Consider the following 14460-nt stretch of genomic DNA (forward strand, 5'->3'; position numbering starts at 1 on the left):
TCCATGTCCAAAAAGTCATGAGACATGACACGAGGGAGCTAGACGATCAGGGAGCAGGGCGGGCAACAGGGCGGCGCGGCGGAAGGGCGGCTCACCGGCGCCGGCAACAGGGCGGCGTGAAACTAGTCGAAGTCGAAGGTTTCGGGCTCGTACTTCGGCGTCGTGGAAGTAGGCACCAGGGCGGCGAGGGCGGACTCGCGGGACATGCCGCACACCATCAGCAGGTCCACGATCAGGGAGCGGGTCTGCGCGAGGATGGCGTAGGCGGACAGGACGGCATCCTTGGGGACGATATCCATGCCGGCGGCCTGGCCCGCAGCACGCAACTCGTTGACGCACTCCGGGATGACGGTGGCCTGGGCGACGCGGGAGTTCACGTCGTAGACCTCGGAAAGTTCGAGGCAGACGCGGGACAAGGTGTCCAAGAGCTCGATTTGTTGGTCGGTGATGGTGTCGCTGTCCTCGACAAGAACGTGAGCCCGGCGCGCGAGCACACGGGAGGTACGCACCGCGTTATCCACCGGCGGGATCACGCGTGCCAGGGAGTTGATGTAGCGGCGAGTGCCCCACAAAAACGGGGAGACACGGCTGGCTTCTTCGCCGGACTTGATCGCGGCGGCTAAGTCATCGATACCCGTTTGGGTGCCACGGATCTGCTCGAGGGCCTCGTCGATGATGTTGGGGTTGCGTTCGCGGAGGCCGGTGGCCACGTCGTCGAGAACCGAAGAGACGATGCCCATCACTTTGGACACTTCCGCGCGGGCCTCCGACATCGGAGCCTGAGGCACCAGGGCGATGACTGCCATTGCGATCAGGCAGCCGATGATGGCGTCGATAGTGCGGTCCACGCCGGTGAACTCGCTACCAGGCGGCATGATTGTCGCGATCAGGATCGAACCGATCGCAGCCTGGTTATTCACCAGAACCGACTTGCTCAAAAACGACGCGATCAACAACGACCCAGCGACAATCACCGCGATCTGCCAGCCGCCGGCGCCGAGCCGGTAGAAAATCAGGTCGCCCACCAGCACGCCGAGCACGCAGCCCATGGCCATCTCCACCGACTTCGACACACGGTCGCCGCCCGTCATGCCAATGATGATCACCGTGGCAATCGGGGCGAAAAACGGCCGGGCGTGACCCATCACGTCGTGCGCAATGTAGTACGCGAACCCGGCGGCCAAGGCGATCTGCAAAATCGGCAACAACCGCTTCCGCACACGCTTCACCCGCGACTGCAGCGACTTATCAACCAACTGCAGACGCGCGCGCGTGCCCATCCTCTGCTTAGCCATGGTTAAACAGCTTAGGCCCGAAAGGGAAAACCTCCCTGGGCTGTGGGCCCGGGGAGGTGGTGTCGTCGATAAGCAGTGGCTTACTTGGAAACCGACTTGCCCACCGAGTGGAGGTCCTGGCACGCCTCGATGACGCGCTCAGCCATAGCGTTCTCGGCCTTCTTCAGGTAGGAACGCGGGTCGTACATCTTCTTGTTGCCCACCTCGCCATCAATCTTGAGCACACCGTCGTAGTTCTCAAACATGTGCGACACAACCGGGCGAGTGAACGCGTACTGAGTATCCGTGTCCACGTTCATCTTGATCACGCCGTAACGCAAGGACTCCTCGATCTTCTCCTTCTCCGAGCCGGAACCGCCGTGGAAGACGAAGTCGAACGGGTTCGTACCCTCAGCCAGGCCGAGCTTCTTCTCCGCAACCTTCTGGCCCATATCCAGGACCTCGGGGCGCAGCTTCACGTTGCCCGGCTTGTACACGCCGTGGACATTGCCGAAGGTCGCCGCCAGCAGGTAACGGCCATTCTCGCCGGTACCCAGGGCATCAACGGTCTTGGCGAAATCCTCCTCCGAGGTGTACAGGTTCGCGCCGGCCTTCGCCTCAACGCCGTCCTCTTCGCCACCGACGACACCAATCTCCACCTCGAGAATGATGTTCGCAGCGCGAGCCTTAGCAAGGAGTTCCTGGGCGATCTCCAGGTTCTCGTCGATAGGAACCGCGGAACCATCCCACATGTGGGACTGGAACAACGGCAACTCGCCAGCGTCCACGCGCTCCTGGGAGTAAGCGATGAGCGGACGCACGTAGTCGTCGAGCACTTCCTTCTGGCAGTGGTCGGTGTGCAGCGCAATGTTGACGTCGTAATGCTTCGCCACCTCATGCGCAAACGCAGCCAACGCCTTCGCGCCCGTCACCTTGTTCTTCACAGCCTGACCGGACGCAAACTCCGCACCACCGATGGAGAACTGAATGATGCCGTCCGACTCCGCCTCCGCGAACCCCTTGATGGCCGCGTTGATCGTCTCCGAAGACGTGCAGTTAATCGCCGGAAACGCGTAGCCGCCCTTCTTGGCGGAATCCAGCATCTGGTTATAGACCTCGGGGGTTGCGATAGGCATGAAAATCCTCCTGGGATTGGGACCGTTTACGCACACCAGTATGCCCGTTTTAGAAAACTACCGCTGACGGAAAACCACAATGCCCCCAACAGTGGCCAAGAGGAGCCACGCAGCGAAAGAAAACGGGTGGGTAGCAAACGTGTTTGGGCGGAGTGGAAGCTCGACAAGAAGCTCGGCTAGACCCGCTACACCGAAAACCCACGCTGCGAATTCAATGAGTCTTCGGCCTTTTAGGTTCGAGCGTTCGTCGTAATACGCCATCGTTGCAACAGCAGATTCGAGGTTTGTCTCGGCTCGAGCTATTTCGGCGTCGAGATCACTCGAACGATTGATTTCGTCCAACAAGCTTGAGTGGAGTGCAGGTGAATGAGCCCCTAAGCGTTCACGGTGCCGTGCGACAACCAATACAAAGTCAGACTGGAGGAATCGCATTTTGGAGGATCCCTTCGAATCGAGATCTGCGAGGTCAACCTGTGCTGCCATCTTCGCGGTCTTGTGTGCAGCGAGCCAGGTCGACTGAACTCTGAATTCACTAAGTGAGACGAGTTCCTCTAGTCCTGAACAACTTGCCCCGATAACGCTGGCCGACCAGCTGCTCCAGAAACGGTGCCCTTGACTATCAATGATCGGGCACGGAAGATTTGGGATTGTTCCATTGATTCGGTCTACCAAGTGGTTGGTCGACGGAAGGTTGGCTTGATCCAGTCCTAGGGAACAACCAACATCTCTTGGATGCAGAAGCGCGTGGACCAAGCGATCGTCGACGGGCTCAGATACCGCGTAGACCGAGAATGAATATTCGTGCACCGCGTCGTTTGCAGAACCTCGGAAGAGTTCCCGCCGGTAACGCTCCTGAATCTTCCTAATATGCCGAATCAATTCTTCGACTTCACGCACTGTCTTATCTGGTGAATCGCTGAGTGATTGTTGGAACAGAACACGATCCCGAAGCGCGTTTGCCACGGATGCAACTGGCTCTTCCCCGATATCAGCGCGGTAGTCGAATTGGTATCGGGCCACTCCGTACCCGGACTGGGAAAGATAAAGCAAGGTATCGCCCTTTGAGACGATTGCATACGTGCGTGGTAGCAACAATGCGTGATCGCGCGTACCAAACACTTCCGTGCATTGCTCCCACCCGAGAGCTCGGAATTCGCCTTCGATACGAGCTATGACGCGCGCATCTGTGATCGGCCCACCGACATCTGTCGGTGCAAACTCGTATCTTGTAAACCCCCACTGCATTTCGCCCCCGAAATTGTTCTTACGCTGCGGTGTGTCCGCGCGTGTGTTTATAACCGATTGTCCGCCCCATCAGACGTGCCGCGGCAGCGTCTGCTTCGGGGCCACCGTTTGTGGCGCAACCCGCTAGGTCCACATCAACATTGACGCCATGGTCAAAGAGGTACGCAGCGTTTTGCAAAACGCACACGTCAGTATCAATGCCGACAAGGGTAGCCCCCGAAATCCCGTGAGACTTCAGTGCAGAAAGCAAAGCCTCGCCGCAACCGTAGGTGTCCTTGTCGATGATGATGTCCGCGCGCGCTTCCACGAGCCGATCGAGCTGCACTTCCTCAGGCGAGGACAGCCGATCCCAGTTAATGCGGGTACGGAACGCCGACCCATCAGGGTTGAAAAACCTGGTAGCGATAACCAGGTCAAACTCATCAGAAGCGAGGAGCTCGTGCACGCGCGGTAGGCAACGCGACGTGTAGTCGGACAGGAATCCTGCCTGCACATCAACGACGATCAACGCCCGCTTGTTCTTCTGCATGCGTCCCGAGCACCTCCCTTTGCCACAACGGTGCTCACGATATTACGCCATTGCTGCAGACACCTTCGCCGCTGCTTCAAGCAGCATCCAGCCGGAGAGTTGGACGGAGAGGTCGCGTTCGTCGATACGCACGAGCCCCACGGCCTCGCTAATCGACGCCGGCCCCAACCCATAGTTATGCGGCAGCCGCGCATCCTCGGTCCACTCCGCGGCGAAAACCGGCAGGCCGTCGACCTCCAGGCGGTGCGACCACAGCGACTCGGCGGACTGCATGACCAGGCGCGCCGCGATCTTCTTCGTGGCGATGTTCTCCTTCGAATCCTCCGGCAGACGCGTGGCCACGTCGGCGAGGTAGCGCGCGAGGATGCCCTTGAACAGGCCGCCGTCGCCCTCGCCGGACTCCTCCGGCGGGCTCAGCAGCACGCCCTGCGGAGTGGCCATCTCCAGGGCGATGGCCTGCACGATCGCGCGGATGTGGGTGATGTAGAACATGGAAGCGTCGGCGCGCTCGGAGTTTTCGAACGAGTCGATGGGTTCGTCGTGGGCCAGGCCGACATCCTCGCGCAGCGCGAGCGCGATCTCCAGGCTCGCGCCGAGCACCGTGCCCTGGTTGTAGGTGTAAATCTTATCGACGACCTCAGGCCCCGACATGCGCATCCGAACACCGTCGCTGAGCAGACCGTCCTCGCGCACCAGGTTGTCAAAGATCCAGTCGACGATCTCGCGCGCCTTATCCAACCGGCCCGTGCGCGCGAACACCATCGCGGCGGTCGCGTTCGACGGAATGTTGTAGAACGTCTCCCCCGTACGCCACGGCAGCACGCCCACCACCGGGTCGATGCCCGAGAGCAGGTCAAACTCCAGATCCTCGAGCACCTTCGAGCGTTTCGACGACACCTTGCCGTTATTCTTCGGCAACTGCCCCACACGCGCCCAGGCAAGCGCAAGCCACGCCTTGTCGTCGTAGTAAATGTTACGGGTCAAGCGGCCGCGGCTACGCCCCTGGATCGTGCGCATCGTCTGGAGGATCCGGCGCCGACGCGTCTTCGTCGGACGTCGCATCGCCGCATCCACCTGACAATCTAGGTACTGCGCCTGCCACCAGTAGTGCCAGTGCCAAAACAGCTTGTCTTTCAGCCCCGGCGGCCAGGCGACGACGGCCATGTTGGTTTTCGGCAACATCCAGAGCTTCTGGGCGTGACGTTCAGTAATTGCCGATTCCGCCAAATCAGCACGATGCGCCCAGGTTTCAGGCACTGATGTCTCCTCTAAGTAGTGACGTTTCCACGTGTGTTGCCAGTTATTTTGCCTGTTATATTGCCAGACCGCGCCGTTTTGCTACCACGCGTGAGACAGGTCTGCATGCTGGCGGATCCAGGCATGCATGGCGATCCCCGCCGCCACGCCCGCGTTAATCGAGCGCGTCGAGCCGAATTGGGCGATTGAGCAGGTCATCACCGCCGCCTCCTGGGCGGCCTCGGTCACGCCGGGGCCTTCCTGCCCGAAGAGGAGCACGCACTCGCGGGGCAGCTCGGCTGTTTCCAGGGGTACGCATCCGGGGGTGTTATCGATGGCCACGACAGCGATGCCCTCGCCGTTCGCCCACTCGATGAGATCCGCGACCGTTTCGTGGTGACGAATATGTTGGTAGCGGTCCGTCACCATCGCGCCGCGCCGGTTCCAACGCTTCCGGCCCACGATGTGGACCTCCTTGGCCAGAAACGCGTTCGCGGTGCGCACGACGGTGCCGATGTTCATGTCGTTTTCAAAGTTCTCAATCGCGACATGGAACGGGTGCCGGCGCGTATCCAGATCTGCGACGACCGCGTCCAGCGACCAGTAACGGTAGGCATCGACAACGTTTCGGGTGTCACCGTGTTCGAGGTACTCCGGGTCGTAGCGCGGATCATCCGGCCACTCGCCCTCCCAGGGGCCCACACCGTGGCGGCCCTCCATCCACTCGGTCGGGCCCTTCCCGTTATCTAACTCAGGCAAGCCCGAGATCCTCCAGGCCCAGCAGGTAGCGGTACTCCAGGCCGGCGTCCGCAATCACCTTGTCCGCACCCGTCGCACGATCCACCACCGTGGCCACCGCAACCACCTCGGCGCCCTCCGCACGGCAGGCCTCCACGGCAGTCAGCGGGGAGTTGCCGGTCGTGGTGGTGTCCTCCACAACCAGCACGCGCTTGCCCTTGATGGACGGGCCCTCGATGCGGCGCTGCATGCCGTGCTTCTTCGCTTCCTTGCGCACCACAAACGCGTCGATCGGGCGCCCCTCCGCATGCATCACGGCAGTAGCCACTGGGTCCGCGCCCAGGGTCAGGCCGCCAACAGCGTCGAAGTCCAGGTCAGCGGTGAGTTCACGCAGCAGTTTGCCGATCAGCGGGCTGGCCTCGTGGTGCAGCGTCGCGCGACGCAGATCCACGTAGTAATCAGCCTCCTTGCCCGACGACAGCGTCACCTTCCCGTGCACCACGGCAAGCTCTTTGACCAGTTCAGCAAGTTGTTCTTTCATCATTTCTCCTCAGAATCAAAAATCGACGACGGCCCCTGCACACGCTTTACCCGTGTCAGGTCGGTGCCGGTGTGCTCGTCGCCAGCAATCGCGGCAACATCGTCGCCACCAAGATCGCGCTCCTCGACCTCACCGCGCTCCCCACCCGTGACCCGCGTGGGCAGCTCCACCGGATCCTCCGGCCGCTCAGGGCCCGCTTGCTTTTCGACGACCCCCTGCACCTTCTCCTCCCCCACCCACAACGGAGCGTCCTCGACCGGCGGGAGTGTGCGCGCAGCATCCGCCAGCAGCGCCACCGCGGCCAACGACGCATCCCAATCCTGCGCCGTTGACCCCGGTGCGAACTGGGCAATCACCCACGCCCCCTCGAACCACACCGCGTTGACTGCGGGCGGGAGGGTGGATAGGGCGGTGCGCACGCGGTCGTCGATAAGCCTGCGCGCAGGGCCAACACTCGTGGCATGGACCGTGAACGCGCCCTCGCGGGTGGCCTCCACCAGGTCATCGTCGCGCTGTGTCGGCTCGAACCCGTCGCGGCGCATATCCACCACAACATCCGCCTCGCGGCCGGTGGGTACCGCAAGCACCGTCGTCTCCCCCAAATCCGCCAAGTGCAGATCATGGCCGAACGCGGAGCCCGACACGACCTCGCGCGCCGTCGCCCCCGCAGACGCCGCACCACGGCGCCACTCCGCCGCCAGCAGATCGTCTACCTTGGCAAACGTAAATCCGTGCTGCCGCGCCCACGCACGCCGTGGGCTTCGTTCACGCGCATCAGCGACAAACAGCGCAACACCAGCGGCGAGCGCCACAAACGCGAGAACTAACAGCACAGCAATCATCAGCGACGATGTTACAGCGCCCGCCGACACAACACGCTAAACACGCGTAACCACGCGGTTCTCCTTATTCGCACTCCACTGCGACCAACCGCCCACATAGTGCGTCAACACCGGCAGGCCAGCGTGCTCCATCGCCGCCAACAACTTCGCTGAGTGGTTGCCCGAACCCGAATACGTAATCACGCTCTGCGGGTCCGTGTTCTGGGTAATGCCGACCTCCGCCAGGCGGCCGCGGATGGTGTTGGTGTCCTTGATCAGGTGCGTGGTGTCGTCGAAAAGATCTGTCACCGGCAGATTCACCGCACCCGGAATGTGACCCGCGCGCAGATCCAGGATCTCGCGGCGGCCTGCGAAACGGCGCGCGCTCCTCGCGTCCAGGATCATGCCCTCAAACTCGCGGACATCCTCCATCGACGCCGTCGGCATACTCCCCGGCTCCAGGCGCTCCGGCTCGCGCGGCACCACAATGCCACCCGGACCCGCCACCGTGGGGAGCTTCTCGCGCTTCCACGCCGCAAACCCACCATCCACGATGTGCACATCAGTCACGCCCACCCAACGCAAAATCCACCACGTGCGCGCCGCGAACAGCCCGTTGCCACCGTCGTAGATGTACACCGGGCGATCCTCCTCGATCCCCCAATTCGCAACCGCCTTCTTCACCACACCAAACGCCGGCAACGGGTTACGCCCCGCCTTGCGCCCCGGCAGCCCCGCCAACTGCGACGACGGATCACAAAACAACGCCGTCGGCACATGCTCGGACTGAAACTTCGACCACGCCTTACCGGCCTCCGGCTCCCAGAGCGAAGCAATAACGGTCTGCTTCAGGCCAGCCTGAATACGTTCATTGAGATCCGCGGCAGAAACGAAAACGCTCATGCGCGCAAGTGTAACGAGGTTTTAGAGCCGAGGCTGGGTGCGCGCCGGCTGGTGGCGCCGGTCGGTGGTAGCGCGGCTAAGCCATGTAGCCCGGAGCAAGCTGAATCGCACCCTGCTCCGCCAAACCGCCAAGCCACTCCGCGATCCCCTCGCGCGGACAATCCGCACCAATGCTCGCCGCCAACATTCCACCAGGGCCCAACTCCACGCGACAACCAAACGCCAGCAGCGTCGCCGCAATCTCCTGCGGGCTCTCATCCTCCGGCAACACACGCACCGTCGACGCGCCCCCACGCACCACCACACGATCCACGTGGAACGCACCCCCAACCAGCACGCACTCCACAATGTCCCCCAGCGCGAGCGTCGTATCGACGAACGGCACACTCGCCACCACAAACAAATTCGACCCAATCTGCTGAGCCCGAAGCTGCTCACTCTCCACACCAGGAATGACAACACGGGTGAGAATCGTCGTAGTCGGCTGCATAAAGGGCAGTGTATCTCGGAGTGGCCGGATTGTTGGAAGGGTTGGTGGTTTGTAGGGTTTCGGTCGCTGTGCGCCGTCGCCCCCTTCGACGAAGTCACAGTGCTAAACGAAACGAGGGCCTTGCAAGCAACAAATGCTTCAACAAGACCCTCACCGCCGAAGACAAGGTCTATCAAGACGGTCTGTCGGCTAGTGTACAGAAAAACACTAAATACGGAATCCAAACGGGGGTTGGAATGAAAAGAAAAATCGAATGGGTTTCCCAAAAACGGCTTCAACCGTATCTTGAACAAACCGCTAACAAAGAAGAATCCGCTTGGGCTCTGTACGAGTGGAACGCAGCCGTGTCAGCAGCACTGTCCGAAGTAATTCACCACGTGGAAGTACTCCTAAGGAACTCCATGATGCAAAAGCTGGAGACCATCCACCCTCTTGCTTTCCCATGGAACGTTCACACCGACAACACAGTAGGCAAAGTTGCAGCGCGGTTGACTAACAAAACTCACCAAACCGCACCAGATGAAAACGACATAATCTCGCAGTTAAATCTCGGTTTCTGGGTCCAGCTCATTCATTCAAAAGATTTTCAAGTGGCTGAGCTTTGGAACACTCACCTGAACTCCGTGTTTCCAGGCAAGAGCGATAGGAAAGTAGTTGGGCGTGCACTCGAGGACCTTCGAGAGCTGCGCAATAGAGTCTCCCACCAGGACTCACTGCTCCACGTCGACCCCATCGTTGAACTCCGAAAGATCCTCAGACTCGCAAAATGGATTGATCCAGACGCGGCAACTTGGATCGAATCAATCTCAAAGGTTGATGAGGTCTTGCAAGACCGCCCTGGAAACGTTTACGAACCTGACACCGTTCTCTTCGCTTCTACGAGAAACACCACAGTTCAGCGTAGTGCGAATAAATCATTCCGATACCCACTGTTCGACACTTATCACCATCAATCGGCAATAATTCTTGAGGACTCAGTTCGAGTGAGCCGAGAGGTCAAACACCTAGGTTTCTACCTGCCGAAAGACGATCCTAAGAACAACCCTCAACCATCATCTTTTCTTCCTGATACCCCTGAAGCACACATCGCAAAAGTATTTCCCCTTATTCAAGAACGATTCGTCCCCCAAGACTGGTCTCACAACGAAGTCAAGCGGCTAAAGAATGGGGACCAGCGCGATCAAAGGATTGCAGCAGTCATGGGGTTCGGCCTAAGCAAGGGGTACCGCGCCGACCGGAGCTACATCATCTACCTGTTATCGGGACCTACAGACCCAGATACTGCTAGAACCTCAGCAGTGATCATCCACGATCAATCCGGTAAGGGTTCTGCTTTTGTGAAACTCAACCGGTATCTGAGACTCGACTCCCTCAAAGGAGCGCACCAAACCTCAGATCTCATTTAACTCACACAACGTGGAATCTTCGTTCCTCGCTCACTGCCTAACCGGCCTCCCTCACGTTTCTCCTGCAACGACGGTGAAGCCGAAGAACACCGAGAATAGGAAGCTAATCTTTACTCGACGATGTGTCTAGAACAGAGCGGGCATGTCAAGGTGCGGACCCGAACACGACAAAGCCCGGAGCCAGCCGGAAAAACCGTACTGACTGCGGGCTTTGGGCTGCAGGCTGCAGGCTAAACCACAGACGCCAAACGCCTAGTACTTGATGGACATACGGCCAGCGATCTTGCCGTTGCGCATGTCCTCAAACACCTTGTTCACGTCGTCGAGCTCGCACGCCGTGACATGCGGCTTCACCTCGCCGCGGGCGTAGAAGTCGAGCGCCTCCGCCATGTCCTGACGGGTGCCGACCAGCGAGCCGCGGATGGTGATGCCACGCAGCACGATGTCGAAGATCGGTGCCGGGAACTCCCCCGGAGGCAGACCGTTGAAGACGATCGTGCCGTTGGAGCGGCACATCGCGATGGCCTGGCCGAAAGCAGCCGGGTGCACCGCCGTGACCAGCACGCCGTGCGCGCCGCCGTCGGTGAACTCCTGCACAGCCTCACCCGGGTCGGTGTTAGCAGCGTTGACGGTGAACTCAGCGCCGAGTTCCTTAGCCAGTTCGAGCTTGTCGTCGGCAATGTCCACCGCAATCACGCGCATGCCCATAGCCACGCCGTACTGCACCGCGAGGTGGCCGAGGCCACCGATGCCGGAGATGACCATGAACTGGCCCGGCTTGGTCTGTGCTTCCTTCAGGCCCTTGTACACGGTGACGCCAGCGCAGAGGATCGGTGCGACCTCGACCGGGTCGGCGCCTTCCGGGATGCGCGGGGCGTAGCGCGTATCCACGAGCATGTACTCGCCGAAGGAACCATTCACCGTGTAGCCGCCGTATTCTGCCTGCTTGCAGTACGTCTCACGGCCGGTGCGGCAGAACTCGCACTCACCACATGCGGACCAGAGCCAAGCGTTGCCGACCATGTCGCCAACCTTGACCGAATGCTCACCCGGACCCAACTCGATGACCTCACCGACGCCCTCGTGACCAGGCACGAACGGCGGAGCCGGCTTCACCGGCCAGTCACCTTCCACTGCGTGGAGGTCGGTGTGGCAGATGCCGCTGGCGGAGAGCTTCACCAGTGCCTGGAACGGGCCCGGCTTGGGAAGGTCGATTTCCTTGACATTGACGGTTGGACCGAACTGTTCGGCAACTGCTGCGCGCATAGAAGTTGGGGTGGACATGTGGTGCTCCTTTCCTAAAGGGGACGGTCGCCATGAATGATACGGATCACACCGGAGTACGTCGAGTGAAGTGAAACACGTTTTCATTAAGCGACAAATGTTTAGGAAAATGGGGCCGGTAGAAGAAAAGGCCGGGCGGATTTTCTCCACCCGACCTGGGCTTACAGCGACAGCACCGAACTAAGCGGCGCTGACGCCAGCAGTGACGTCGAGGAACTCGCCGCCGTCGGCAACATCGACATGGACGGTGTCACCGTCGCGGATGTCACCGGCCAACAACTTCTTCGCCAGACGGTCACCGATGGCCTGCTGGATCAGGCGACGCAGCGGACGAGCGCCGTAGGCCGGGTCGTAGCCGCGATCTGCGAGCCAGGACTTCGCCGAATCCGACACCTCCAGCACCAGGCGGCGGGCGGCGAGACGCTCGGCCAGGCCCTCCAGCTGAATGTCGACGATGCCGACCAACTGGTCCTTGCTCAGCGGATCGAACACCACAACATCGTCGAGACGGTTGATGAACTCCGGCTTGAAGTGGCGCTTCACAGCCTCCATGATCTGGTCGCGGTCGCCACCGGCGCCCAGGTTGGAGGTCAGGATCACCACCGTGTTGCGGAAGTCGACGGTGCGGCCCTGGCCGTCGGTGAGGCGCCCCTCGTCCAGCACTTGGAGAAGCACGTCGAAGACGTCGGGGTGGGCCTTCTCTACCTCGTCGAAAAGCACGAGCGAGTACGGGCGACGACGAACAGCCTCAGTGAGCTGGCCGCCAGCGTCGTAGCCGACATATCCCGGAGGGGCACCGACCAGGCGCGCAACCGAGTGCTTCTCACCGTATTCGGACATGTCGATGCGGATCATTGCGGTTTCGTCGTCGAAAAGGAACTCCGAAAGCGACTTGGCCAACTCCGTCTTACCCACACCCGTCGGGCCGAGGAAGAGGAACGAGCCGATCGGACGGTTCGGATCCGCCACGCCCGCACGGGAGCGACGCACCGCGTCCGACACCGCGACAACGGCTTCTTTCTGGCCGACGACACGCTCACCCAGCACAGATTCCATGTTGAGCAGCTTCTCGGTCTCGCCCTGCATCATCTTGCCGGCTGGAATGCCCGTCCAGGAAGAGACGACATCGGCGATGATGTCCGGCGTGACTTCCTCCTCCAGCATCGTCTTGTTGCTGGCCTCGGACTCCGCCTTGGCCACCTCCGCTTCCAGTTCAGGGATGCGCCCGTAGCGCAGCTCGGAGACCTTGGCGTAGTCGCCGTCACGCTCCGCGATCTCGGACTCGTTGCGCAGGCGCTCGAGCTCCTCCTTCGCAGACTGGACCTTGTTCACCTCAGCCTTCTCGTTCTCCCAACGAGCCTTCATCTCACCGAGACGTTCACGCTGGTCAGCGAGTTCCTCGCGCAAGTGCTCGAGGCGCTGCTTCGACGCCGCGTCGGACTCCTTCTGCAGCGCGATCTCCTCGATTTCTAGACGTCGAACAATACGCTCCAGCTCATCAATCTCCTGCGGGGAAGAATCGATTTGCATACGGAGGCGGGAGCCGGCTTCGTCGACAAGATCGATTGCCTTATCCGGCAAGAACCGGTTCGTGATGTAGCGGTTGGAAAGCTCCGCCGCCGACACCAGCGCCGAGTCCTGGATGCGCACACCGTGGTGCACCTCGTAGCGCTCCTTCAGGCCACGCAGAATACCGATCGTGTCCTCGACCGTCGGCTCCCCAACGTAAACCTGCTGGAAGCGACGCTCCAGGGCGGCGTCCTTCTCGATGTACTGACGGTACTCATCCAACGTCGTCGCACCGACCAGACGCAGCTCACCGCGAGCCAGCAACGGCTTAATCATGTTGCCGGCATCCATCGCGGAATCACCGGTGGCGCCGGCGCCGACGATGGTGTGCAGCTCGTCGATAAACGTAATGATCTGGCCGTTCGACTCCTTAATCTCATCGAGCACAGCCTTCAGACGCTCCTCGAACTCGCCGCGGTACTTCGCACCCGCAACCATCGAGCCAAGATCCAACGAAATCAGGGTCTTGCCCTTCAGGCTCTCCGGGACGTCGCCCGCCACAATGCGACGCGCAAGCCCCTCAACGATCGCAGTCTTACCGACGCCCGGCTCACCGATCAGCACCGGATTGTTCTTCGTACGACGGGAAAGCACCTGAACCACACGGCGAATCTCCGAATCACGGCCGATCACCGGGTCAATCTTGCCCTCACGCGCACGAGCAGTCAGGTCCGTCGAGTACTTCTGCAGCGCCTGGAACTGATCCTCCGGATTCTCCGAGGTGACCTTCTTGCCACCACGAACCGACGGGAACGCCTCCTTGAGCGCCTCAAACGTTGCGCCACGCTTCTGCAGCAACTCAGCCGCATCGTCCTTACCCTTCGCAACCGCGGCGAGGAGAACATCGGCGGAAACGTACTCGTCCCCAAGTTCACTTGCAAGATCCTGCGCAACACTCAGCGCCGTCTGCAGATCCCTATTAATCCCCGGGTTGGCCATGCCCTGGCCCTCCGCGCTCGGGTAACCACTAATCAGCTCGCCAGCCTCGCGCGCCACCGTCTCCGGATCCACACCCGTGGCCTTGAGCACCGGGGCAGCAATGCCGCCGTCCTGCTTCAGCAACGCCTCAAGCACATGAGCCGGGCGCATATCCGGGTTCCCCGCAGCCGACGCACGCATCTGCGCCTGCTGCAAAGCCTCCTGCGTTTTCTGTGTGTACTTCGATGCCATATCGCATCATCCTTTCGTGCCTAAATTTTGTTTCGCACTATGTGTAACGCACGAGAAGTTGAGTCTGTTCCTGTCAACACGAAAAAAGTTGGGTTGCGTCCCTTAGTGTGGTGTAACG

13 protein-coding genes are annotated in these 14460 nt (G+C 60.7%); 1 reads left to right on the forward strand and 12 read right to left on the reverse strand.

Annotation, left to right across the window (positions count from 1 at the left end; genetic code table 11):
• Positions 1-122: 122 nt before the first annotated feature.
• From HMPREF3171_RS08825 to HMPREF3171_RS08870, 10 genes are all read right to left on the reverse strand, one after another.
• On the reverse strand, positions 123-1295 hold the full coding sequence (locus HMPREF3171_RS08825) for an FUSC family protein (RefSeq protein WP_070484514.1): 1173 nt from the start codon (positions 1293-1295) through the stop codon (positions 123-125).
• 80 nt (positions 1296-1375) lie between these two features.
• Positions 1376-2410, reverse strand: coding sequence for a class II fructose-bisphosphate aldolase (gene fbaA / locus HMPREF3171_RS08830; protein ID WP_070484517.1), 1035 nt, complete (start codon positions 2408-2410; stop codon positions 1376-1378).
• A 57-nt stretch (positions 2411-2467) separates the two neighbouring features.
• Complete coding sequence (locus HMPREF3171_RS08835; RefSeq protein WP_141743388.1) at positions 2468-3529, reverse strand: hypothetical protein; 1062 nt, start codon at positions 3527-3529, stop codon at positions 2468-2470.
• A gap of 145 nt (positions 3530-3674) precedes the next feature.
• A complete protein-coding gene (locus tag HMPREF3171_RS08840; protein WP_070484523.1) occupies positions 3675-4184 on the reverse strand; it encodes a cysteine hydrolase family protein in 510 nt (169 codons plus the stop codon).
• Between the two features lie 42 nt (positions 4185-4226).
• On the reverse strand, positions 4227-5441 hold the full coding sequence (locus HMPREF3171_RS08845) for a glycoside hydrolase family 76 protein (protein WP_070423262.1): 1215 nt from the start codon (positions 5439-5441) through the stop codon (positions 4227-4229).
• 81 nt (positions 5442-5522) lie between these two features.
• Positions 5523-6140: a TrmH family RNA methyltransferase gene (locus HMPREF3171_RS08850; protein ID WP_070423341.1), complete on the reverse strand. Its 618-nt coding sequence runs from the start codon at positions 6138-6140 to the stop codon at positions 5523-5525.
• Between the two features lie 31 nt (positions 6141-6171).
• Entirely contained in the window at positions 6172-6702 is a 531-nt protein-coding gene (pyrE, locus tag HMPREF3171_RS08855; protein ID WP_070423263.1) for an orotate phosphoribosyltransferase, read from the reverse strand.
• Positions 6699-7541 carry a type III secretion system chaperone family protein gene (locus HMPREF3171_RS08860; RefSeq protein WP_070484531.1) on the reverse strand — a complete coding sequence of 281 codons (843 nt, stop codon included), beginning with the start codon at positions 7539-7541 and terminating at the stop codon, positions 6699-6701. Before HMPREF3171_RS08860 ends, pyrE begins: the two co-directional genes overlap by 4 nt.
• 36 nt (positions 7542-7577) lie before the next feature.
• Entirely contained in the window at positions 7578-8423 is an 846-nt protein-coding gene (locus HMPREF3171_RS08865; protein WP_070450114.1) for a sulfurtransferase, read from the reverse strand.
• A gap of 76 nt (positions 8424-8499) precedes the next feature.
• On the reverse strand, positions 8500-8913 hold the full coding sequence (locus HMPREF3171_RS08870; protein WP_070450118.1) for a DUF4265 domain-containing protein: 414 nt from the start codon (positions 8911-8913) through the stop codon (positions 8500-8502).
• Between the two features lie 20 nt (positions 8914-8933).
• Between HMPREF3171_RS08870 and HMPREF3171_RS08875 the strand changes: the two genes are divergently transcribed.
• On the forward strand, positions 8934-10319 hold the full coding sequence (locus HMPREF3171_RS08875; protein WP_141743389.1) for a hypothetical protein: 1386 nt from the start codon (positions 8934-8936) through the stop codon (positions 10317-10319).
• Between the two features lie 252 nt (positions 10320-10571).
• On the opposite strand, the gene adhP is transcribed toward HMPREF3171_RS08875, so the two are convergent.
• Both adhP and clpB read right to left on the reverse strand, forming a co-directional pair.
• Positions 10572-11603, reverse strand: a complete 1032-nt coding sequence (gene adhP, locus HMPREF3171_RS08880; protein WP_070423267.1) for an alcohol dehydrogenase AdhP — start codon at positions 11601-11603, stop codon at positions 10572-10574.
• A gap of 180 nt (positions 11604-11783) precedes the next feature.
• On the reverse strand, positions 11784-14342 hold the full coding sequence (gene clpB, locus HMPREF3171_RS08885; protein ID WP_070484527.1) for an ATP-dependent chaperone ClpB: 2559 nt from the start codon (positions 14340-14342) through the stop codon (positions 11784-11786).
• Positions 14343-14460 lie beyond the last annotated feature (118 nt).

Origin of the sequence: Corynebacterium sp. HMSC08F01 (assembly GCF_001807545.1) — a bacterium.
In the GTDB taxonomy this organism is placed as follows: domain Bacteria; phylum Actinomycetota; class Actinomycetes; order Mycobacteriales; family Mycobacteriaceae; genus Corynebacterium; species Corynebacterium coyleae.

Bases quoted from the DNA above. Each gene is read 5' to 3' on its own strand.
- HMPREF3171_RS08825 (WP_070484514.1), bottom strand. From the start codon at position 1,295: ATGGCTAAGCAGAGGATGGGCACGCGCGCGCGTCTGCAGTTGGTTGAT.
- fbaA (WP_070484517.1), bottom strand. From the start codon at position 2,410: ATGCCTATCGCAACCCCCGAGGTCTATAACCAGATGCTGGATTCCGCC.
- HMPREF3171_RS08840 (WP_070484523.1), bottom strand. From the start codon at position 4,184: ATGCAGAAGAACAAGCGGGCGTTGATCGTCGTTGATGTGCAGGCAGGA.
- HMPREF3171_RS08850 (WP_070423341.1), bottom strand. From the start codon at position 6,140: ATGGAGGGCCGCCACGGTGTGGGCCCCTGGGAGGGCGAGTGGCCGGAT.
- pyrE (WP_070423263.1), bottom strand. From the start codon at position 6,702: ATGATGAAAGAACAACTTGCTGAACTGGTCAAAGAGCTTGCCGTGGTG.
- HMPREF3171_RS08860 (WP_070484531.1), bottom strand. From the start codon at position 7,541: ATGATTGCTGTGCTGTTAGTTCTCGCGTTTGTGGCGCTCGCCGCTGGT.
- HMPREF3171_RS08865 (WP_070450114.1), bottom strand. From the start codon at position 8,423: ATGAGCGTTTTCGTTTCTGCCGCGGATCTCAATGAACGTATTCAGGCT.
- HMPREF3171_RS08870 (WP_070450118.1), bottom strand. From the start codon at position 8,913: ATGCAGCCGACTACGACGATTCTCACCCGTGTTGTCATTCCTGGTGTG.
- adhP (WP_070423267.1), bottom strand. From the start codon at position 11,603: ATGTCCACCCCAACTTCTATGCGCGCAGCAGTTGCCGAACAGTTCGGT.
- clpB (WP_070484527.1), bottom strand. From the start codon at position 14,342: ATGGCATCGAAGTACACACAGAAAACGCAGGAGGCTTTGCAGCAGGCG.